The organism is Sinobaca sp. H24 (assembly GCF_023845525.1).
In genome coordinates, this window is the sequence record NZ_JALBWT010000035.1 from 17,008 (window position 1) to 39,292 (window position 22,285).

Genomic DNA, 22,285 nt, shown 5'->3' on the forward strand with positions numbered 1-22,285 from the left:
TCGTTAATCAATGGAAACAGGAGAGGATAAAGATAATGATTTATTCATACTCCCGCTTTTATAGCCGGCAAGATCCATCGTGACAAACTTAAATCCCAGCGATTCCAGCTTTTCTGAAATACGGCTGTGCAGGGAGGCAAGCTTTGGCATATCATCAGGCGTTACTTCGATGCGTGCCATTTCGTCATGCGAGCGGACCCGGACCTGGGCCATACCGAGCTCACGTATATATTGTTCGGCTGCATCCACCCGGTTCAGCTTTTCGATCGTAATAGTCTCTTCGTAGGCAATCCGGGAAGCTAAACAGGCGTAGGACGGCTTGTTCCAGTTTGGGAGGCCCATATCTTTTGAGAGCTCCCGGATTTCGCTTTTGTATAAGTCCGCTTCCTGAAGCGGGCCGCGGACGCCGTGTTCTTTGGCTGCGATAATGCCGGGCCTGTGCTCGCCCATATCATCAGCGATCAGACCAAAAACAATGTTTTTATAATGACGTGTTTCAAGCAGCGGTTTTAAATTTTCAAAGAGGTTATCCCTGCAGAGATAGCAGCGGCTGCTCGTATTTTCGATGTAGCCCGGAATGTTCAGTTCTGAGGTGGAAATAATTTCATGAGCTGCATCGAGGTGAGCGGCAAGCTCCTTTGTATCAGCGAGTTCACGGTCTGGAAATGTTTCTGAATCGGCTGTGACGGCAAGCACGTTTTCGCGTCCAAGCGTCCGATTGGCCACGTGCAGAAGAAACGTGCTGTCGATACCGCCGGAAAAGGCAACAACGACACTCTTCATTTCCAGAAGGATGGATTCAAGCGTTTCCAGCTTTTTTTCAATCATGAATGGATCTCTCCTTTAGTCAAAATAAAAGCCTACACATACGGAATCGTTAAAGGTCCCAGCGGCAGGACGGCAACACTCATATCCGGTCCGTGTTTCTTCTTTAAATCTTCGAGCGTCTGTTCGATGTCACTGCACGGATTAAGCATCGTCTGTTCAATCTGCTCGTTGCTCAGTTTGGAATGCACGTATACATCCGCCCAAACCTGAATGACCGCCTGCTTTTGTACCTGCCACTGGTCAAACATCTTAAATTCCGGATCGTTAATCATATCGAGCAGGGCCTGCGGGCTGTCGGCCATACTGAAAATTTCCGCGAAGTTGCCGTGATCGGGAATACCATCCGAGCATTCGGCTGCGACAATAATGGCGCCGCCTTCTTTTACTATTTTGTGGGCGGCACTCATTCCTTTAACCGCCTGGTATAAATTCTGGTCCAGCGGGTATCCGGAGTTTGTTGTAATAACAACGTCATAGCGCTCTTCACATTGAATCATGGCGTGCTCTTTTGTGAAAGCACAGCCTTTTTCATGAGCGGCGAACAGTTCTCCGGCAAAAACCCCGGTAATATCCTTGTCGCCGTTCAGCGTAACGTTTAGAAGAAAATCAGGAGGGCAGACGCGGTTAATTTCCCTTGTCATATTCTGGACGGGATTATCCTCCATATTCCCCCAGGTAGACTTAGGATCTCCGATCATTCGGGCGTTGTGGAAGGTCATAATCGTCTCAATACCGGCTATGCCAGGCATAATTCCTTTAGGGCCACCGGAAAAGCCGGCGAAAAAGTGTGGTTCAATAAATCCTGTATTAATGCGGAAGTCCGCCTCTACATATTCTTTGTTTAAATAAATATCACAGCCGAATGTGCTTTGCCCCAGGTTAACGAGCTCCTCTTTTTCATGACAGTGATTGTTAATGATCCGGATGTTATCAACAACCCATTGCCCGAGCATTCCGACAAGTTCTTCTTCTGTCTGGTCCCGGTGGGTGCCCGTGCCGTTGATAATAACAAACTGCTCATGAGGGATATGGGAAAGCTCCTCAATAAGAAGCGGAACGAGAATGTGATTTGGCGTGGGGCGGGTAATATCACTTATGACGATAGCTACTTTATCAGAAGCCTTCGCCATCGATTTTAAAGGCGGCGTGTCTATTGGATCACGCAGGGCATCCTTGACCCCTTGATTCTGGTCTTCGAGAGCGGGCAGGTGATTTGGTTCTATAATAAATGCATCATCCGGCACATTCACCTCGAGATGCTGTTTTCCATAAAGTAGAGAAGTCTGCATAATAAATCCTCCTTCATAATCATTTGTGTAGCATAAGATAGCGGTTACATATATAGTTAAAAATATAAAGTAGTGTAGTATCTTCTATGATACCAACACCAGAGGCGAATAGTACAGGGAATATTGGTCAGATGAGCAGATCATACAAATAATAATAATAATTGTTGAAACATGCAACGAAATTTCGTATGATGAAAACACTTACAATTTAGTCATCAGATGACCATATCACTAAATATGCAGTGAGGGAGAGAAAGAAATGAAAGTGTCTTTGTTTATTACCTGTCTTGGTGATGTATTTTATCCCGGTGTAGGAAAAGATGTGGTGGAAATTTTGGAGAGAAACGGCTGTGAAGTGGACTTCCCGGATGCTCAGACGTGCTGTGGGCAGCCGGCTTACAACAGCGGTTATCATAAAGAAGCAAAGAAAGCCGCGAAGCATATGATCAAAACCTTTGATACGGCAGAGTATGTCGTAGCTCCGTCGGGTTCCTGTGCCGCTATGTTCCGGGAATACGAGCATCTGCTGGAAGACGACCCTGCCTGGAAAGAAAGAGCACGGCAGCTGAAAGAAAAAACCTATGAGTTCACTCAATTTCTTGTCCGGGTTCTCAAAGTGGAAAGTACAGGAGCTGTTCTGCATGCAAATGCCACTTATCATTCCTCCTGTCACATGTCACGTCTTCTCCGGGAAACAGAAGCACCGTTCCGTCTGCTTTCCAACGTTGAAGGGCTGACGCTCCATGAGCTTCCTAATAAAAGCGACTGCTGTGGATTCGGCGGCACGTTTGCCGTAAAAATGGGCGCCATATCCGAGCAGATGGTAGAGGAGAAAGTAGAACATGTAGAAGAAACAGGAGCGGAGATACTGATCGGCGCTGACTCCGGATGTTTAATGAATATCGGCGGAAAACTGCAGCGCGGCGGCAAACCGGTCAAAATTATGCACATTGCCCAGGTCCTTAACAGCAAAGAATAAAAAATTAAAGGAGGAATGCTTCATGCCGATGAAAATAGGCGAACGTTCTTTTAACAATCGGGTCCAGCAGGGAATTGATAACACCTTTATGCGGGATGCCGTCAGCTCGGCCCAGGCTCGTTTTCAATCCAATAAAGCAAAAGCAGAAGAGCAGCTCGGCCACTGGGAACAGTGGAGGGAGCTGTCTGAGGAAATCCGGGCACACACGCTGGAAAACCTCGATTTTTATTTGGAGCAGCTGACTGAAAATGTCGTGAAAAACGGCGGCCACGTCTTTTTTGCATCCACCGGAGAAGAAGCCAACGACTACGTGAAAAAAATTGCGCAGGACAAGCAGGCTAAAAAGGTAATTAAAGCAAAATCAATGGTGACAGAAGAGATTAGTATGAATGAAGCATTTGAAAGTGTTGGCTGTGAAGTCATTGAATCCGATCTTGGGGAATACATTCTCCAGCTTGATGATCATGACCCGCCATCGCATATTGTGACGCCGGCCCTTCATAAGAATAAAGAGCAGATAAGAGAAACGTTTGCCAATTTGAAAGGATACGATAAAACGTCTAAGCCCGAAGAACTGGCTCAGTTTGCAAGAGAGCAGCTTCGCGAAGAATTTTTGACCGCCGATATCGGCGTAACCGGCTGTAATTTTGCAGTAGCAGAATCAGGCAGTGTAGCTCTTGTGACCAATGAAGGAAATGCCCGCCTGTCGACGACGATTCCGAAAACCCATATCGCCGTAATGGGAATGGAGCGGATTGTTCCGACCTGGGAAGAGCTGGAGGTTCTCGTCACCATGCTCTGCCGAAGCGCCGTCGGACAAAAGCTGACAAGCTACGTAACAGGGTTGAGCGGACCGAGGGAAGAAGGGGACCTGGACGGACCGGAAGAATTTCATTTGGTGATTGTGGACAATGGAAGGTCTAATATTCTTGGCACAGCCTTTCAATCCGCCCTGCACTGTATCCGCTGCGCAGCCTGTATTAACGTCTGTCCGGTGTACCGCCATGTCGGCGGGCATTCCTATGGCTCGATTTATCCAGGTCCGATTGGCGCGGTGCTCACACCACTGCTCGAAGGCTATGATGACCATAAAGATCTGCCTTATGCTTCAAGCCTATGCGCAGCCTGTACAGATGCCTGTCCCGTGAAAATTCCGCTTCATGAACTATTGATTGAACACCGGAAAGTTATCACCGAGCAGGAAAAAATGACGACGCTGCCGGAGCGGTTTGCTATGAAAGGATTCGGCATGCTTGCCAGTTCCCCGGCACTTTTTCACATGGCAGAACAGGCCGCCCCGGCGATGATGTCCCCGTTCTCCAAAGACGGAAAAATAGAAAAAGGACCGGGCCCATTAAAAAACTGGACGAATGCGAGGGATTTCCCGGCACCGGAAAAAGAAACGTTTCGCAAGTGGTTTAAAAACCGGGAGGAGGAGTCATAATGACAAAAGGAACGGTACAGAATCAAGAGTCTTTTCTTCAGAACATTGCAGACAAACTGGGCAGGGAGCGCCGCTCCAGCGGTGTAACGCGCCCTGATTATAAACACAGTCCGCAATACGATATCCTCCGCGGGGCAACGACAAAAGAAATGGTGGACGTGTTAAAAGACCAATGCCTTGCTATTCACACCGATGTGAAAGAAACAAATAAAGCCGGTTTGGAAAGGGCGCTTGAAGAAGTCATGGAAGAATATGAAGTAGATAAAGCCGTTGCCTGGGATGATCCCAGGTTCATAGAATACGGCCTGGAAACATTCCTGCAGCGGCCTAATATGACAATCTGGGGAAGCGGGCCGGATGAGGATAATATCCGCATCACCGAACAGGCTGAAGCAGGTATTACTTTTTCAGATTATACGCTTGCGGAATCCGGTACCGTTGTTTTGATGAACGGCGGAGGAAGAGGCCAGTCGGTCAGTCTGCTTCCGACGTATTATATTGCCATTATTCCCTATAGTACGATTGTGCCGAGAATAACACAGGCCGCCGGAGAGCTTCACCGGCGCGTAGAGAAGGGGGAGCGTATTCCTTCCTGCATTAATTTCGTTTCAGGGCCAAGCAACAGCGCTGATATCGAAATGAATCTTGTCGTTGGCGTCCATGGCCCGGTTCGTGCCTGCTATATATTAGTCGATGATATGTAGAACACCATTTCTTCTGTGATATACTTTTGAGTAACCAACAGAAAAGGGAGTAAGGGCGGATGGCATTTAAGCAGATAGAAACAAAGAAAATATCAGAAATCGTGCGGGCGCAGATTGAAGAAATGATTAAGCGCGGCGATGTGCAGCCCGGCGAAAAGCTGGATTCGGTCGTTCAGCTTGCGAGTCAGTTTCAGGTCAGCCGTTCAGCCGTCCGGGAAGCATTGAGTGCACTTCGGGCTGTCGGCATTGTGACGATTAAGCAGGGAGACGGAACGTTTGTAAACAAATATGATTTCTCGGGCGTCGTTGATCCGATGAAAGCAGAGCGGATCATCTCCAAAAAAGAAATGATAGAGCTGTTTGAAATTCGGAAGATCATTGAAGTAGGAGCGGCTGAGCTTGCCTCTTTAAATAGACAAGAAGAACATCTGCAGTCGCTCGAAGCGGCATTAGATGGCATGAAGCGAGCTTCCGGCGGGGAGAATCTCGGCGAAAAAGCAGACATGGCCTTTCATCTGGCGCTTGCATCCGGTACCGGCAATACTATTATGATAGATATGATGCACCAGCTCTCGGATACGCTGCAAAAAACGATGTTCGAAACCCGCAGAATCTGGCTGTATTCAGAGAAAAAAACATTACAGCGTCTGTACGAAGAACATGAAAATATATACGAAGCGGTCAAAAGCGGAGACGCTGCAGCAGCCCGCGAGAAAATGCTGGAGCATTTAACCCATGTTGAATCGACGATGATACAAGGGATAAAAAAAGAATAAGTCGTAAAGCAGGAGTTCTCATGGAAGAGACTCCTGCTTTTATTTAGTGAAATAATCACGTTTTAACACAGATGAGAGTAGGGAAGAGGATTTATAGTGAAGAGGTGAAAAGGGATTGTATACTGTATGGAAAGAAATGAAAGACAATGTTACCGCTGTGCTTCCAGTAACCATAGTGGTAATTATCCTGCAGCTGATAGTATTATCGGTAGATTGGGCAGGTATGATTCAGTTCATGATTGGGGCTGCCATGGTAATCATAGGACTGGGTCTTTTTTTGGCAGGAGCAAAAATAGGTTTAATCCCGATCGGTGAAGACGTGGGAGCCATTCTGCCGGAGAAATTTTCACCGGCATGGATTGTCGTTTCAGGCTTTGTGCTTGGGTTCGTTGTCACAGTGGCAGAACCGGACGTACGGATTTTAGCTACCCAGATTGAAGACGCGGGAGCCGAATTTGTGTCCGAACCCGTTTTAATTGGAACGATCGCTTTAGGGGTCGGATTTTTTGTGGCGCTGGCTTTTTTACGTAAGCTGCTGCAGATTCCGCTGTTATACATGCTGATTCCCTCTTATTTAACGGTATTTATCGTTTCGTTATTTGTGCCGGAAGAGTTTATTGCCATTGCGTTTGATGCCGGCGGAGTAACAACAGGACCGATTACTGTACCATTTATTATTGCGCTGAGCGTGGGTATTACTGCGGTAGCCCAGGGCGACAAAGAAGGAACAGCTTCAGACAGTTTTGGCCTGGTGGCTATGGCCTCTATCGGTCCCATTCTCTCTGTTCTGCTGTTAGGGGTATTTTTCTATGAATGATAACATGATGATATTTGATGGATTTTTGGAAGAAATAGTAGAGGTATTGGGAGCATTGGCGCCGCTGCTTGGTATCTTGATTCTTTTTATGATTTTCTTATTGCGGATCGATCTCAGAAAAGTGATCCGGGTCATGATTGGTATTCTGCTGGCGGTTATAGGCTTCAGCCTGTTCCTGCAGGGGGTTAATATAGCCTTTCTGCCGGCAGGACAGGACGTTGGTTCTGAAATGGCATCCGGCGATTACAAATACTGGCTGATTCCGACAGGCTTTCTGCTTGGTTTTGTAGCTACTTCCGCCGAACCAGCTGTCCGGGTGCTGACGTATGAAGTAGAAGAGGAGACAGGTGGTTCTATTCGCGGGAAAGTCCTTCTGCTTACCCTTTCTATTGGTGTCGGACTTCTCGTGGCAGTAGCCATGACGCAGATTCTGATAGGCTTTCCACTGTGGTGGATACTTCTGCCGGGATATATCCTTGCTTTAGGTCTCGCTTTCGTAACGGATAAACGCTTTGTATCGATTGCTTTTGATTCGGGAGGAGTGGCGACCGGACCGATGACCGTTACTTTCATTCTCGCGATGGCCATCAGCGTTGCCGGTGAACTGGGAGATGGAGAAAGTGCCGTAATGGAAGGATTTGGTTTAGTTGCGCTCGTTGCGCTGGCTCCAATTCTGGCAGTTATTGTATTAGGTATCCTATTTAAACAAAAGAACGGACAGGAGGATAATGAAAATGAATCCAACTAATATGGAACTTGTAACGGTGATTGTACCGAAAGGTAAAGCATCGAAGGTGATTAAGAGTGCCAAGAAAGCCGGTGCGGAAGGCGCAACCGTTTTTCACGGCAGAGGATCAGGCGTACACGAAGGTACAAAAAGACTCGGTATTAATATCGAGCCTGAAAAAGAAATTGTGCTTATCATCGTGCCTGAATCGATCCGCCGGGATGTGGTAGATGCGGTTACCGAGGCAGTGGATATGAATAAAAATGGTACAGGAGTTGGATTTGTTGTGAATGTATCGGAAATGTTCGGTGTGAATCATAAAATTCAGGGAACAGACTAAAAAAGACGAACCCGTTATCATCGGGTTCGCCTTTTTTATTTAAGAAGCTTCTGCAATCTTATCTTCCTGTTTCAATCGTTTATTGGTCACGATAATCTGTTTAATATACCAGGCCAGCACAAGAAGCGTCAGGAAGCCTCCGATCAGCATGGAAGGCTGATAAGGCATAGCAAGCCCTTCAGGGGCATAAAAGATATACGTACAGACTACAGCGGTCATAAACATGGCCGGTATGCCGCAGATCCAGTGGAATTTCCCGGATTTAAGCAGATACATGCATGCTGTCCAAAGCATTACTGTCGCGACAAGCTGATTGGTCCAACCCACATATCTCCATAAAAAGGTGTAGTCAATTAATGATAAAAAGATAGTAGGAATAACAACCGGGATCGTCAGCAGAATCAATGCTGTTCTTCCCTTTGTATGGAAAAAGCGGCTTAATAATTCAGCAAGCATCATCCGGGACGAGCGAAGCGCCGTATCTCCTGTTGTAATTGGAAGAATAATCACTCCGAGAATAGCAAGAATGCCGCCGAGTCCTCCAAGCAGAGAAATGGATATTTCATTAACCGCCCCTGCAGGGCCCCCGTTGGCAAGAGCCGCACCCAGCCCATCGGTGCCGCCGAAGAAGGTCATGCCGGCCGCGGCCCAGATCAGCGCAATAATTCCTTCAGCAATCATCGCACCGAAAAAGATTTTCCTGCCCTCTGATTCCTTTTTCATCGTTCTGGCAATAATCGGACTCTGCGTACTGTGAAACCCGGAAATGGCGCCGCAGGAAATAGTAACCATAAGAAGCGGCCATAGCGGGAGGTTATCCGGGTGCAGGTTGGAGAACGTTAAATTTGGAATCGGCTGACCGGAAAACACGAGTGCACCGGCTATAGAGACGGCCATAAAAATAAGAATACCGCCAAGGATCGGATAAATTTTGCCGATAATACGGTTGACTGGAAGCACGGAAGCAAAAAAGAAATAAACAAATATAATAGCAATGGCCATACCGAATGTAAGGGGAGAAAGCTCAGCAATCAGCTGCGCAGGGCCTGCAATAAAGGCAGCAGCCACTAAAATCATCAAGCAGATGCTGACGATGTTAATTCCCACCTGCATTGGTTTGCCAAGGTACTTTCCAACAAGCGTTGGGTACTGGGCTCCATTGTTCCGAAGCGAAAGCATGCCTGAGAAATAGTCGTGCACGGCTCCTGCGAAGATGCAGCCAATCACAATCCAGATAAAGGCGACAGGGCCATACAAGGCACCGAGCAGAGCCCCGAAAATCGGACCGAGTCCGGCAATATTCAGCAGCTGGATTAAGCTGCCTTTCCACCAGCTGAGCGGTGCGTAATCAGAATCTCCGGGATTCTCATAGGCAGGAGTCTGGTTGCTGTTATCGATTCCGAAGACTTTTTCCACAAAAGAAGCATAAAAAATATACCCTGCTATAAGCAAGGCAATAGACAGAAAGAATGTAATCATAACGACGGGCCTCCAGATGATATAATGCACAGTTCCTTTGCTTTGATAAAGGATAAAAGTGTTTGTCAAAAATTCTAACAACTTCCTTGCATCTGTGCAAGGGTATTTTGACAAAAGAATTAGAAAATTCAGGTAAACGCTTCCTTATACTTTGATGGAAATGTCTGTAAAAAGGTTTACATTCCGTCAGAAGCGTGAATAAATAATTAATTGGAATGGCTGCAGGTGCAGACTTAAAGGAAGGGAAGCAAAGCGATGGACAGTCTGATATTTACTATTATTTCCTGTCTTTTCTTTATGGGGCTTATTGCTGTCTATTCTTACATAAAAACAAAAAATCAGGTAAACAGTTCGGATGGCTATTTCTTAGCCGGAAGAGGATTAACGGGAGGCTTTATCGCAGGTTCTCTTTTGCTCACTAATCTTTCTGCTGAACAGCTGATTGGATTAAACGGGCAGGCATACAGTGCCAACATGTCCAATATGGCATGGGAAGTCACGGCGGCCTTTTCTGTCGTTATTCTTGCCCTGATTCTGCTCCCGAGGTATCTCGGGGGTGCTTTCTCGACACTTCCCGGCTTCCTGAGCAGCCGGTTTGATGACGGGGTCCGGCGCTATGTAGTTGTATTGTTTATGCTTGGATACGGCTTTGTGACGATTCCTTCCGTTCTGTATTCAGGAGCCATTGCCGTTCTGCAGCTATTTGATCTTCCTGGTTTAATGGGGATTTCCATTGATCAGGCGGTATGGATAATGGTGTGGATGATTGGTTTAATTGGCGCAGCCTACGCTATTTTTGGAGGGTTGAAGGCTGTGGCCATATCAGATACATTGAATGGCATTGGGCTGCTTCTCGTTGGATTGATTGTCCCTGTTATTGGATTAGTCAGTCTTGGGGGCGGGAGCTTTTTTGATGGGATTTACACGATGACGACAACGCATCCGGAAAAGCTGAATGCCATCGGATCAAGAGACGACGCTATTCCATTTGGAACGATTTTCACCGGCATGATATTTATGAATCTTTTCTATTGGGGCACCAACCAATACGTGATTCAGCGGACGCTTGGGGCCAAGAGCCTCGCAGAAGGACAGAAGGGAGCACTTTTAACCGGTTTTTATAAGCTGCTGGTGCCTCTGATGATGATGATACCGGGTGTCATTGCTTTTCACTTATACGGCGCGCAGCTGGAGCCGATTGATTTAGCCTACCCAACGATTGTAGCGAATCTGCTGCCTGGTTTCCTGTCCGGCTTTTTTCTGGCCATGCTTCTTGGGGCGGTGTTCTCGAGCTTTAATTCGCTGTTAAACAGTGCATCCACCATGTTTGCCTATGATATTTATAAAGCGGGGATAAATCCACAGGCAACGGACACCCAGATGATCCGGGTAAGCAAATGGTTCGGAACGATTCTTGCACTTATATCCTTTTTTGTCGCACCCATGCTTATGAATGCACCGGACGGACTGTGGAACATTATCAGGGAATTTACCGGTTTTTTTAACATTCCGATTATTACCGTTGTGCTCGTTGGTGTATTTACAAAAAGGGTACCCGCTATCGGGGCAAAAATTGTCATTATTTTTCATGTGATTGCCTACTACTTTCTATTATGGGGGCTTCCGACATTCTTCGGGGTAGAAATTCCTATTAATTTTGTTCATATTTCTGCGATGCTCTTTGTCATCGAAACGGGAATTATGCTGATCGCGGGCTGGCTGCAGCCATTGGAAAAAGAGCATGAATTTTATGCTAACGCCAAAGTAGATATGACGCCGTGGAAGTACAGTCTGCCGGTCACGATTATTTTATTTAGTCTCGTTATACTGGCTTATCTTGTATTTTCGCCGATTGGTGCAGCCTACGCAGGAGGGGTGGTGTCCGGCTGGTTCTTCCCTGCGGTTGCGGGTCTGGTGATAGTAACAGCTGTCCTTTATGTAAAGGCGCTGCACAGCTGGCGGGACAAGTACGAGAACTTCGTGTATACGACGCATGAGGAAGCGGTTCAGCGGACATTGGAGCGTGAAGAAAGCGAATATTTGGGCTGATAGCTGCAATCAGGGCATGGTCAGCGCGTTGGCGGCGGCAAGGAGAAAACAGATGAAGAAAAAAAGGCTGATTCTTTAAAAAAACGAGCTTCCTTCTCCTGACCTTCTTCTTTCATCCGGCTCGAACGAAATAAATAAGTCAGCGTGAAAAGCAGCGAGACCGAAACGGCGAGCGCCGTAAGGTCCTGTATAATAACAGCAATCAGCGAGGCAGCGGATGCGATAATCATACCAAGCAGCCATAGGGTTTCGAGTGACGCATTCATCGACTTTTCTCCTTTTTTTAAAGTTTGTGTTTAGCATATCGGGATAGAGGGAATCTGTCTACTACGTGAATAGACTAGACATTTTCCTTTTCTTCTTGTATAATAAAGGATTCTCATATGCGAAGAAAAAATATATAATGTGAAAAATATATAGATAAAGATATTTTGGCATTCAACCTAAGGTTTATGACAGAAACACCTTAATCACCTGGATCGGCTAAAGAGCCGTAAGAATGTAAGAGAAGGTAGGGCTTACATTGTTTAAGAAGTTTTACTGAACGATGATGGTGAATTTAACCGCGGCAGCACATTATATACAGCAACAGCAGTAATAAACAGCCTACTGCTTCAGCACTCTATTTCAACAATGGAAATTTTATTCTATTCGCAGCACAAAGGCGCCCCTACAGTGGATAACCACTCGGGGGCGCCTTTTCCAATGGATCAAAGAAAGGGTCTATGAGAATTATAGAATGGATCAAGCCGTTTTCGCTTTTCGTGATCCAACTGCAGTCTCCAGCTCCGTGAGCCTTCTTCCCATCTGTCTGCGAGTCGCGGGCTCCTCTTGCTGATGGTCCAGAAGCTAAGGAGCTGAACGGAGACTTCCGCTTTTCGTTGTCCAGCTGCAACGGCTAAACGCTGGGGGATTCTTCCCATTCTTCTCCGGAAGCAGGCTTCCTGCGCGAATGGTTCAGAACCCCTTGCGTTTGAGCAAGCCGTTTCCGCCTTTCGTTTAATAGTTAACGGATTCTTTTTCGGCTTCTGTAGCACCCTGCAGAGTTTTATGGTCTGTAAGGGATTGTTCGGATTCTTTATCGAAAAAGTGCACTTTATTCATATCAATCGCGACTTTTAGTCTGTCCCCAACCGATACATTATCCCTTGAGTCTACACGGGCTACAACTTCCTGGGCGTCTAAATTGCTGTAAAGGATAACATCCGCTCCGTTCATCTCTGCCACTTCAATTGGGAGGTGGAACGTGGAATCCGGGAAGGAATCAGTAAACAGGACTTCAGAATGAATGTCTTCCGGGCGTACACCGAGTACTAATTCTTTATCGGTATAACCGCCCTGGCGGATTTTCTTCATCGTTCCTTCCGGAACGGTCAGCACTGTTTCACCGATATGGAATTTATTTTCGACAAGTTTTCCTTCCAGGAAATTCATCGCAGGAGAGCCAATGAATCCGGCAACAAACATATTCACCGGGTGATCATACACGTGCTTTGGTGAACCGACCTGCTGAACAAAGCCATCTTTCATAATAACGATACGGGTCGCCATCGTCATGGCCTCTGTCTGGTCGTGGGTTACATAAATAGTGGTGGACTGCAGGCGCTTATGAAGCTTGATGATTTCTGCTCTCATCTGCACGCGGAGCTTTGCATCCAGGTTGGAAAGCGGTTCATCCATCAGGAATACCTTCGGATCTCTTACAATGGCACGACCAAGGGCAACACGCTGGCGCTGACGCCTGATAACGCTTTCGGTTTTCTTTTTAAGTATTCTTCAAGTCCCAGAATGGAAGCGGCGTTCTGTACGCGCTTATCGATTTCGTCTTTTTTGAATTTTTTTAGCTTCAGGCCGAATGCCATATTATCATATACGATCATGTGTGGATAAAGAGCATAGTTTTGGAACACCATGGCGATGTCACGGTCTTTCGGCGGCAGGTCGTTTACTTTCACGTCATCTATGACGAGGTCTCCCTCTGAAATGTCTTCAAGCCCTGCAATCATACGAAGAAGTGTAGTAGACTTACCGCACCCGGATGGACCGACGAATACGATAAATTCCTTATCCTCAATGTTTAAATTAAAATCTGTAACGGCGTTTGTATCTCCTCCGTCGTAGCTTTTATAGATATTTTTTAAATCAATCGTAGCCATGTATATGTTCCCCTTTCGTTTATGTGTGATAGGTTTTATTGTAAGCGTTATCTTTTAGTAAATATACAGACATCTTTCACAAAAATAAAAACAAAGCCTTCGTCATTTTGACGAAGGCTTAGCGGATAGCATCGGCGAACATGGTTTTAATAACATAGTAATAGGCCGCTGCATTAGGGAAATACCGTACATCAATGCCCGTCATCGATGTCAGCTTGTCGATGCGGTACTGCAGCGTGTTGCGGTGGAGATGCAGATTTTTTGCCGTATGGCTTACATTCATACTCGATAAGAAAAAGTGATAGAGCGTATAAATAGTCTCCGAATCTGCCTCCAGCCGTGCAAACAAGTAAGCAGCCGCCCGGCGTTTGAAAGACTCGGATAATCCAGGAAAGACAAATACCAGGTGTTCGGCCATTTTAAATCCCCTGTACGAAGGAAACAGGCGCTGATAGGCAGAAAATAAATGAATTTCAAACTCATACATATCGACGAGACTCTCCGTATGATGAAGGTAGCGGCCGACATACAGTTTCATATCAGTAAGGAGGTCGCTTGTCATGATCTCTGCTAGTTCAATTGATGAAATCCGCTGTATTCAAATGGCTCCCGGCTCATAAGAACAACGAGAACCTGTCTGCTGCTGATTTCCAGAATAGTGAACGACTGCTGAAAATAGGAGTCAATAATAGTATGGATATCGGACCGGGACGAGGCAATATCTTTTCCTTCTATATGTAAAAATTGAAAATAACTAAATGCCTCGAGATCTTTTGGTCGGCCTGTTCCGACTCTTTTTAAATAGGCTTCCCAGCTGTCTGCAGCAAGGTCCGGAGGCTCCAATTTATCAGAAGCAAGAAAGAATTCCAGTATTTCAAGCTCCCGGCGGGTCAGAGAGCCCGGCTCTACCGCAACCCGGTCACCGTCATCCAACGTGAAATATACATAATCTGCTGCTTTGTCGTAAGAAATATCAGATGTGTGCTGAATATTAGGAATGATAGATTTCAACTCTGCAAACATGATAGGGCCCCTTTATATGGAATACCCTAAGTGTAGCGTATGCTGAAATAAAATGAAAAGGGTGTCTTTTTAAAGGGTTATAAAAAAGACAAACTAAAATTTTAGTAAAATTTATTGAATTTTTACTAATGGTTCGATATACTTAGCAAAAGAAGGTTTAAAAAGGAGCGATTACGATGAGTGCTGACACTTTGACAGATTTTGAAAATGTATTCGGACGTCGAGCGGAACGCAGTTTCTTTGCACCCGGGCGTGTAAATGTTATCGGAGAACATACAGACTATAACGGGGGATATGTATTTCCATGTGCTATTACTATTGGAACTTATGTATATGCCGCTGCACGATTGGATGATACCTGCCGGTTTTATTCAGGTAATTTTTTATCTGAAGGAATAATTACGTTTACATTAGCGGATGTGACCTATAAGAAAGAACACAGCTGGGCTAATTATCCAAAGAGTCTTATATCTATTCTGCAGAAAAACGGCTTTAGTCTTTCCTGTGGATATGATATTTATTTTATCGGTAACATACCAAATGGTGCCGGATTATCCTCGTCTGCCTCTATAGAACTCGCAGCCGCCTATTTATTTAATGAATGGGAAGAGTGGGGCCTTTCAATGAAACAGCTGGTACTCTACGCTCAGCAGGCGGAAAATGAATATATTGGTGTACAAAGCGGCATCATGGATCAATTTGCTATTGGATTTGGTAAAAAGGGACATGCCATGCAGCTTGACTGCCAATCGTTGGAATATACCTATGCGCCGCTCCCAATCGAAACTCATACTTTACTTATTATGAATACAAATAAAGAAAGAACGCTTGCAGGCTCCGCTTATAATGAAAGACGGAAAGAGTGTGAAGAAGCTCTTCAAATCCTGAAACATCATATAGATATTCAAAGCCTTGGAGAAGTAACATTAAACATGTGGGAAGAGCTGAAATATACGATTGAAGACCCAACAGTGTTCAAACGGGCCGCCCATGTTATTACAGAAAATGAACGAACAAAAAAAGCAGTAAGTGCCCTGCAGAATCAAGACTGGAAGTCTTTTGGAGAGTTGCTGAATGCGTCGCATGACTCACTGAAAAATGATTATGAAGTAACCGGTCTGGAGCTGGATACACTTGTGGAAGCAGCCTGGCAACAGTCTGGAGTAAATGGAGCCAGAATGACTGGGGCAGGATTTGGCGGCTGCGCCATTGCTTTTGTAGAAAAAGAGCATGTTGATGAATTTATTAAAAATGTGGGAGACCTTTATCAGGATAAAATTGGATACGAAGCTTCTTTTTATCCGGCGGATGCCGGCGATGGTGTTAAAGAGCTGAAAATGGAAGGGGTGCAGGGATGACAATTTTAGTTGCTGGAGGTGCCGGGTACATTGGCTCGCACGCCGTTCGCCAGTTGATAGACCGAGGCGAACGTGTTGTTGTGCTTGATGCTTTGCTAACCGGTCATAAGGCCTCTATTCCGGAAGCAGCCGTTTTTTATAAAGGAGATCTCCGCGACCGGGAATTAGTTGAACGAGTGTTTACAGAAGAAAATATTGACCACGTAATGATGTTTGCAGCTTTTTCGCTGGTAGGGGAATCAGTGGAAAAACCGCTGGACTATTATGATAATAATGTATACGGGACCCAAATACTGCTTGAAGCCATGGCGGCTCATGGGGTATCTTCTATAGTATTTTCTTCCACTGCGGCTGTTTACGGAGAGCCTGATCATATTCCGATAGATGAAAGTGCAGAGACAAAGCCGGAAAGTCCCTATGGAGAAACAAAGCTGGCGATGGAAAAAATGATGAAATGGTGCGAAAAGGCGTATGGTATTCGTTATGTCTCACTACGTTATTTTAATGTAGGCGGCGCCAGGGAGAACGGTGAAATTGGGGAAGACCACAACCCTGAAACGCATCTGATTCCTATTATTCTGCAGACAGCTTTAGGGCAGCGGGATCATATAACTATATTCGGTACAGACTATCCAACGCCTGATGGTACATGTATTAGAGACTATGTTCACGTAGAGGATTTAATTGAAGCGCATATCCTTGCTTTGGATTATTTAAACCGAGGGGAAAAGAGCAATGTGTTTAACCTTGGAAGCAGCGCTGGATTCAGCGTGAAACAGATGGTGGAAGCAGCACGAAAGATCACCGGTTTTGAAATACCTGTTCGTACGGGTGAAAGAAGGGCGGGGGATCCGGCTCAGCTGGTAGCTTCTTCAAGCAAAGCAAAAGACACACTTGGGTGGAATCCGCAGCGCACAACAATCGATAAAATTATAGCGGATGCATGGAACTGGCACCGTCATTCCCCTAACGGTTATCAGAAAGGGGTGGAAAAATGACTGCGATAAACGAAGAAGTTCATGCTTTAGTAAAGGCGGCAGTGAAAGCAGGCTTGATTGAAAATAGAGATGAACGCTATGCTCTTAACCAGGTTATGGATAAAATGGAGCTGTCTGCGGCTCCGTCGCAGGAAGCAACAGCCGATAAGACTGTCCCTGTATTGCTGCAGAACCTGACTGATTACGCCGTATCCCGCCAGCTTATAGAGAACCTATTGGATTTTCGTGAAAAATGGAAAGCAGATGTAATGAATATTTTTATGCCCAGTCCTTCGCAAATTCAAAAAACATTTGAGGCTTACTACGAACAAGCTCCTGTAAAAGCGACGGATTATTTTTATCAGCTGAGCAAAGATTCTTATTATATTCCAATGGATCGTATTGAAAAGAACGTACATTTTTTTCACGAAACAGAGTATGGTAAGTTGGATATCACGATTAATCTTTCAAAGCCGGAAAAAGATCCAAAAGATATCGAAGCCGAAAAGCATGCTAAAGGAAAAACATCCTACCCGCAATGCCTGCTCTGCATGGAAAATGAAGGATACGGCGGACGTATCGGCCATCCTGCGCGCTCCAATCATCGATTAATAGAAATGTCTTTGGAAGGTGAGCCCTGGTATCTGCAGTATTCGCCTTATATATACTACAGTGAACACTGCATACTATTAAGTGGCACACACCGGGACATGGCGATAGGACGCCCTGCTTTTCAAAGACTGCTGACTTTTGTCGGAAGATTCCCGCATTATTTCATGGGGTCCAACGCAGATCTTCCTATTGTAGGAGGGTCGATTCTTTCCCATGATCACTATCAGGGCGGCAGATACTCCTTTGCTCTGGAAAGAGCAGAAAAAGACTTCTCTTTCAGCCTGCCTGGTTTTTCTGTAGAGGCAGAAACAGTAAAGTGGCCCATGAGCGTGATTCGTCTTCGCTCAGAAAATATCGATTCTTTAATTGGGGCATCGATGTATGTGCTGGAAGCGTGGAAAACGTATAAAGATGAAACAAGAATGATTCTTCCCTTTACTGGAGATGTCCCGCATAATACAATTACACCGATTGCCAGAAAAAAGGGCGAATTATTTGAAATGGATTTGGTTCTCCGGAATAACCGGACAGATGACAATCATCCGAACGGTATTTTCCATCCCCACCAGGACGTTCATCATATAAAAAAAGAAAATATCGGCTTAATTGAAGTGATGGGACTTGCGGTTCTTCCTAAACGTTTAGTGGAAGAACTGAATGAGATTAAACAATTTATTCAGGGAGACATCAATAGTGCTGCCGATAAGCATCAGTCATGGGCAGAGGAACTAAAACGGCAGTATAAAGAAACAAATGAGCTTAATATAGAAGGCTATCTTCAAAAAGCCGTTGGTAAGAAATTTCTCAAAGTGCTGCACGATGCCGGAGTATTTAAAAGAAATGCTGATGGACAGGAAGGGTTTCGCTTCTTTGTGCAAAAATTAGGCGGGTAGCTTTTAAGGACGGAAAGGATGACGCAAATATGACGACCATTAAGGACATCGCTGAAAAAGCAGGGGTGTCCATTGCTACTGTATCAAGAGTCCTGAATTATGATGAGACTCTCTCTGTAGCAGAATCAACGAAAAAGCGGATTTTTCAGGCGGCCGAAGAGCTCAACTATAAGAAACATACGAAGAAAAAACCCCAAAATGGTTCCATTACGATTATTCACTGGTATACGGAAAAAGAAGAGCTGGAAGACTTATATTATATGTCCATCCGGCTTGGTATTGAAAATCGCTGTGAAGCTCTGCAGATAAACTACAATAAGTATGTTTATGATGATTTTATTAAACAGGACCAGGAGGCGATTAAAGCAATTGTTGCCGTTGGTAAATTTAGTCCTGAGCAGGCGAAGAAGCTCGGCAGCTATACTGATGCTATCGTATTTGTAGATTCGAACCCAGCTGCAGACACTCATGATGCAGTCATCGCTAATTTTAAAAAGGTTACCCGTAAAATCATGGACTATTTAACAGCCGGAGGCCACCATAATATTGGCTACATAGGAGGTCGTGAAACCTACCGCCTTGAAGAACATCCCATCAAAGACCAGCGCGAAACGACTTTTAAAAAATACATGCAGTCTCACGATCTGGATGCATCAACTATTTATACAGGCCGATTCAGCGTAGAGGACGGCTATAACCTTACCAAGCAGCTTCTTAAAGAAACAAAAAAAGAAAACCGTCCCACCGCATTGTTTTTGGCTAACGATACGATGGCAGTTGGCTGTATGCGTGCGCTGCATGAAGAAAAGCAGCGGATCCCGGATGACCTGAGTCTTGTGAGTGTTAACGATATAAGTATTTCCAAATTCATGTATCCCCCGCTTTCGACAGTAAAAGTCTATACAGAATTAATGGGGGAAACAGCTGTGGATCTCATAAATGAACGCCTCTCCGGTCGCAGGGAAGTAAGTAAAACAGTGGAGGTAGCTACTGATTTAATTATACGAGAAAGCAGTAAACGTCTAAAGTAACTATAGGAAACAGCTTAGATTAATGTCTAAGCTGTTTTTTTTGTGCAGTAATATAAGTAAATATTTACTCATAATTACTTATTTATTTACTTTGTTTTACTAATAAACTTAGTCCGTCATCTTCCTTTTATACACTAAAAACCTTAATTTAAAAGGTTTTTATTTAATTAAATAAAATAAAATTAATTTTCTAAAAAATAGTTGTAAGCGCTTGCTTAATATGATAACCTAGTAAAAACAAGTAAAAATTTACTAAAGAAGCGAGGGAGTTATGGCGACGATACGTGATATTGCAAAAAATGCAAAAGTGTCCAGTTCTACGGTTTCGAGAGTCTTAAATAAAGACAGCACTCTCTCGGTAAGTGAAGAAACAAAGAGCAAAATTATTATGATTGCCGATGAATTAGGGTATCAAACAATGCGTAAACGTAAGTATAAGGAACTAAAAAATAAAAACACGGAAAAATTGCTATCGTTTCATTTCAGACTCAGCTCGAAGAACAGAACGATCCCTATTTTCTTCCACTGCGTCAGGGAATTGAAGAAGAGCTTGCGGTAAATGGTTTTCATGACATTCAAACGATCAGGCTCCCGCAGGTTTTCGAAGAAGCTCTTATAGTAACATTGAAGGATTTGTAGTAATGGGAAACATTCATATAGATGTGCTGCGAAAGCTTGGAGCTAAAAATAATAATATTGTTTACGTGAACTACAGCGGCAGCAGCCAGGACCAGGAATTCGATTTTGTTCATTTTGATTTTAACAAAGCGGCCCGGCAGGCACTTACGCATTTAGCTTCTTTGGGCCACAGGGATATTGGTTTCATAGGGGGTGCTGAACATGAATACAGTCTTCTTGGAAGCAGGGAATGCAAGGAACAAAGAAGAGAAGTGTATAAGGATTTTATGAAGGAAGAGGGTTGGCCGATTACATACAAATCTATTCAGGGTACTTCTCCATGGCAGAGGGCTACCGATTAATGAAAAAAATGATCAGCGATGGCCGAATGCCTGAAGCGTTGTTTGCAGCTAGTGATTCAATGGCATTGGAGCGATACGAGCGCTTAGAGAAACTTTCTCCGCATACCGGAAGATATAGCAGTAGTAGTTTCAATGACGTAGAAACTGCGGCTTACATGACGCCTGCCCTAACGACCATCAAGGTACACAAGAAAGAATGGGAAGACGGAGCGTTCAGCTCCTGCTCGAACGAGTAAAAGGAAGAACTATTCCATTAACAATCACCTATCCAACGGAGTTAATTGTTCGTGAAAGTGAAAGCTGCGGACACCATATAAAAAAAGCAAAATAATCTGGGAGGGTTTTATAATGAGAAAATGGATAATGCCAGTACCGTTTGTGACTGCAGCAGTTGTATTAGCCGGATGCGGCGGAGGGTCCAGCAGCGGTGAAAATGGAGAGCTTACGTTATTTTCTAACATTCAAAATGAATCAGAAAACAGGCATTTGAGGAACTTGTCAGCGAATTCGAGGAAGAGTCAGGAATTGCAGTAGATGTTAATCTGCCGGGAGCTGAATATGAAAGCACGCTTCGAGTACGGATGGCTTCCAATGATATGCCGGATTTATTTGACACCCATGGGTGGTCTCAAACACGTTACGGAGACTACACAGAAGATTTATCCGGTGAAGAGTGGGCAGAACGTCTGGATGAAACGATGGATGGAGTACTCAAAGATGAAGATGGAAAGCTTTATGCGTTCCCGCTCAACCAGGCATTGGACGGTATCAGCTATAATGCCACCTTGTTAGAGGAATACGGAATTGAACCTCCTAATACGTTTGATGAGCTTATGGAAGCGATGCGGACGTTAAAAGAGGAAAGCGATGGAGAGGTAACGCCGATGTTTATGGCTCAATCAGAGGCAGGCTCCATTGCCCAGTATTTTGATCAGATGGCAACTCCTTTGTTAACAGTAGACGGTGAAGAAAACTATGAAGAGGAATTAATGAATGGAACGTTTGACTGGTCAAATTATACGTTTCTTCCGGAGCAGTTAAAATTATGCAGGACGAAGGACTGATTAATGAGGACGCAGTGACGGCTAGAGGAGGCCAGGCTGCAGAACTGATGGCACAAAATGAGATTGCTTTTATTTTTACAGGTGGATCTTTTGGTGCAGACGTTACTGAATTAAACCCGGACGTCGAGGTAGGGCTATCCCGGTACCGTCTATCCACGGTGAAGACGGACAGCGCTGGATTGGAGGAGAGCGTCATACTCTTGCAGTCTGGAATGAATCGGAAGCAAAAGAAGAAGCGCTCCAGTTTCTTGATTTTATGGCCGAAGATGAAAATGCAGCACGCATTGCAGAAGCGACTTCCATGCCTTCGCCATTGGATGGAGTAGACGTAAATCACTACTATGAAGAATCGATGGAACCATATGCAGATGTGGAAGTGGAACCGTATTTTGACCGCGTGTATTTCGAGCGGGATGTGGGACGTGATTGGAAATACAGGGGAGGAACTGCTTGCAGACTCCATGACGCCTGAACAGGTTTCGGCTCAGATGGAATCAGAATACCACCGTCTGCGTGAAGAAGTTGGCGTAGAAGAAGGAGAAAGCCTTGAAGAAGCAGAGGAAGAAGAACTAAGTGAAGAAGAAGTCGAAGAGCTGGAGCAGCAGGAATAACGGCAGAGACTAATTAATCAGAGCTCATTTATTGGGCTCTTCCTTTTTTCAGGCAAGTTATTTGGTCTATGAAGCATAGAATGGAGTGAAAAATGAACAAAGTAGAACCGCTTGATAAAAATTAGCCGCTGCCAAAAAACCAAAAGCA

21 protein-coding genes and 2 pseudogenes are annotated in these 22,285 nt (G+C 44.9%); 16 read left to right on the forward strand and 7 right to left on the reverse strand.

Annotated elements, in window-relative coordinates; all coding sequences use genetic code 11:
* Positions 1 to 3 precede the first annotated feature (3 nt).
* On the reverse strand, positions 4 to 828 hold the full coding sequence (larE, locus tag MMY81_RS27055; RefSeq protein ID WP_252315238.1) for an ATP-dependent sacrificial sulfur transferase LarE: 825 nt from the start codon (positions 826 to 828) through the stop codon (positions 4 to 6).
* Positions 829 to 860: 32 nt separating this feature from the next.
* Positions 861 to 2,117: a nickel-dependent lactate racemase gene (larA, locus tag MMY81_RS27060; protein WP_252315239.1), complete on the reverse strand. Its 1,257-nt coding sequence runs from the start codon at positions 2,115 to 2,117 to the stop codon at positions 861 to 863.
* A gap of 259 nt (positions 2,118 to 2,376) precedes the next feature.
* Between larA and MMY81_RS27065 the strand changes: the two genes are divergently transcribed.
* From MMY81_RS27065 to MMY81_RS27095, 7 genes are all read left to right on the forward strand, one after another.
* Positions 2,377 to 3,096 carry a (Fe-S)-binding protein gene (locus MMY81_RS27065; protein ID WP_252315240.1) on the forward strand — a complete coding sequence of 240 codons (720 nt, stop codon included), beginning with the start codon at positions 2,377 to 2,379 and terminating at the stop codon, positions 3,094 to 3,096.
* Positions 3,097 to 3,118: 22 nt separating this feature from the next.
* Complete coding sequence (locus MMY81_RS27070; protein ID WP_252315241.1) at positions 3,119 to 4,540, forward strand: LutB/LldF family L-lactate oxidation iron-sulfur protein; 1,422 nt, start codon at positions 3,119 to 3,121, stop codon at positions 4,538 to 4,540.
* Positions 4,540 to 5,244, forward strand: a complete 705-nt coding sequence (locus MMY81_RS27075; protein ID WP_252315242.1) for a LutC/YkgG family protein — start codon at positions 4,540 to 4,542, stop codon at positions 5,242 to 5,244. Before MMY81_RS27070 ends, MMY81_RS27075 begins: the two co-directional genes overlap by 1 nt.
* A gap of 59 nt (positions 5,245 to 5,303) precedes the next feature.
* A complete protein-coding gene (locus MMY81_RS27080; RefSeq protein ID WP_252315243.1) occupies positions 5,304 to 6,020 on the forward strand; it encodes a FadR/GntR family transcriptional regulator in 717 nt (238 codons plus the stop codon).
* Positions 6,021 to 6,135: 115 nt separating this feature from the next.
* A complete protein-coding gene (locus tag MMY81_RS27085) occupies positions 6,136 to 6,837 on the forward strand; it encodes a DUF1538 domain-containing protein (protein ID WP_252315244.1) in 702 nt (233 codons plus the stop codon).
* On the forward strand, positions 6,830 to 7,585 hold the full coding sequence (locus MMY81_RS27090) for a DUF1538 domain-containing protein (RefSeq protein WP_252315245.1): 756 nt from the start codon (positions 6,830 to 6,832) through the stop codon (positions 7,583 to 7,585). The genes MMY81_RS27085 and MMY81_RS27090 overlap by 8 nt, the downstream gene beginning before the upstream one ends.
* A complete protein-coding gene (locus MMY81_RS27095) occupies positions 7,572 to 7,904 on the forward strand; it encodes a P-II family nitrogen regulator (RefSeq protein ID WP_252315246.1) in 333 nt (110 codons plus the stop codon). The genes MMY81_RS27090 and MMY81_RS27095 overlap by 14 nt, the downstream gene beginning before the upstream one ends.
* A gap of 39 nt (positions 7,905 to 7,943) precedes the next feature.
* Here the strand turns inward: MMY81_RS27095 and MMY81_RS27100 are convergent, their stop codons facing one another.
* Positions 7,944 to 9,383 (reverse strand): carbon starvation CstA family protein, encoded by a 1,440-nt coding sequence (locus tag MMY81_RS27100; RefSeq protein ID WP_252315247.1) that lies wholly within the window; start codon positions 9,381 to 9,383, stop codon positions 7,944 to 7,946.
* A gap of 255 nt (positions 9,384 to 9,638) precedes the next feature.
* Here MMY81_RS27100 and MMY81_RS27105 point away from each other — a divergent pair, with 255 nt between their 5' ends.
* The gene (locus tag MMY81_RS27105; RefSeq protein WP_252315248.1) at positions 9,639 to 11,432 is read left to right on the forward strand and encodes a solute:sodium symporter family transporter; all 1,794 of its coding nucleotides are present in this window, start codon (positions 9,639 to 9,641) and stop codon (positions 11,430 to 11,432) included.
* Between the two features lie 20 nt (positions 11,433 to 11,452).
* Here MMY81_RS27105 and MMY81_RS27110 read toward each other — a convergent pair whose 3' ends face one another.
* The 4 genes and pseudogenes from MMY81_RS27110 to MMY81_RS27125 form a co-directional block, all read right to left on the reverse strand.
* On the reverse strand, positions 11,453 to 11,698 hold the full coding sequence (locus tag MMY81_RS27110; RefSeq protein WP_252315249.1) for a hypothetical protein: 246 nt from the start codon (positions 11,696 to 11,698) through the stop codon (positions 11,453 to 11,455).
* A 733-nt stretch (positions 11,699 to 12,431) separates the two neighbouring features.
* Positions 12,432 to 13,588: pseudogene (locus tag MMY81_RS27115) on the reverse strand (ABC transporter ATP-binding protein).
* Positions 13,589 to 13,706: 118 nt separating this feature from the next.
* Positions 13,707 to 14,150: a helix-turn-helix domain-containing protein gene (locus MMY81_RS27120; RefSeq protein ID WP_252315250.1), complete on the reverse strand. Its 444-nt coding sequence runs from the start codon at positions 14,148 to 14,150 to the stop codon at positions 13,707 to 13,709.
* 8 nt (positions 14,151 to 14,158) lie between these two features.
* Entirely contained in the window at positions 14,159 to 14,611 is a 453-nt protein-coding gene (locus MMY81_RS27125; protein WP_252315251.1) for a hypothetical protein, read from the reverse strand.
* Positions 14,612 to 14,787: 176 nt separating this feature from the next.
* Between MMY81_RS27125 and MMY81_RS27130 the strand changes: the two genes are divergently transcribed.
* The 8 genes and pseudogenes from MMY81_RS27130 to MMY81_RS27165 form a co-directional block, all read left to right on the forward strand.
* Complete coding sequence (locus MMY81_RS27130) at positions 14,788 to 15,969, forward strand: galactokinase (protein ID WP_252315252.1); 1,182 nt, start codon at positions 14,788 to 14,790, stop codon at positions 15,967 to 15,969.
* Positions 15,966 to 16,967 carry a UDP-glucose 4-epimerase GalE gene (gene galE / locus MMY81_RS27135; protein ID WP_252315253.1) on the forward strand — a complete coding sequence of 334 codons (1,002 nt, stop codon included), beginning with the start codon at positions 15,966 to 15,968 and terminating at the stop codon, positions 16,965 to 16,967. Before MMY81_RS27130 ends, galE begins: the two co-directional genes overlap by 4 nt.
* A complete protein-coding gene (locus MMY81_RS27140; RefSeq protein ID WP_252315254.1) occupies positions 16,964 to 18,451 on the forward strand; it encodes a UDP-glucose--hexose-1-phosphate uridylyltransferase in 1,488 nt (495 codons plus the stop codon). Before galE ends, MMY81_RS27140 begins: the two co-directional genes overlap by 4 nt.
* 29 nt (positions 18,452 to 18,480) lie before the next feature.
* Positions 18,481 to 19,482, forward strand: a complete 1,002-nt coding sequence (locus tag MMY81_RS27145) for a LacI family DNA-binding transcriptional regulator (protein WP_252315255.1) — start codon at positions 18,481 to 18,483, stop codon at positions 19,480 to 19,482.
* A gap of 271 nt (positions 19,483 to 19,753) precedes the next feature.
* Complete coding sequence (locus MMY81_RS27150; protein ID WP_252315256.1) at positions 19,754 to 20,041, forward strand: LacI family DNA-binding transcriptional regulator; 288 nt, start codon at positions 19,754 to 19,756, stop codon at positions 20,039 to 20,041.
* 82 nt (positions 20,042 to 20,123) lie between these two features.
* Positions 20,124 to 20,462: a type 1 periplasmic-binding domain-containing protein gene (locus MMY81_RS27155; RefSeq protein WP_252315257.1), complete on the forward strand. Its 339-nt coding sequence runs from the start codon at positions 20,124 to 20,126 to the stop codon at positions 20,460 to 20,462.
* Positions 20,462 to 20,698, forward strand: a complete 237-nt coding sequence (locus MMY81_RS27160) for a type 1 periplasmic-binding domain-containing protein (RefSeq protein WP_252315258.1) — start codon at positions 20,462 to 20,464, stop codon at positions 20,696 to 20,698. Before MMY81_RS27155 ends, MMY81_RS27160 begins: the two co-directional genes overlap by 1 nt.
* A 127-nt stretch (positions 20,699 to 20,825) precedes the next feature.
* Positions 20,826 to 22,047, forward strand: a pseudogene (locus MMY81_RS27165) (ABC transporter substrate-binding protein); the annotation flags it as partial.
* Positions 22,048 to 22,285: the final 238 nt, after the last annotated feature.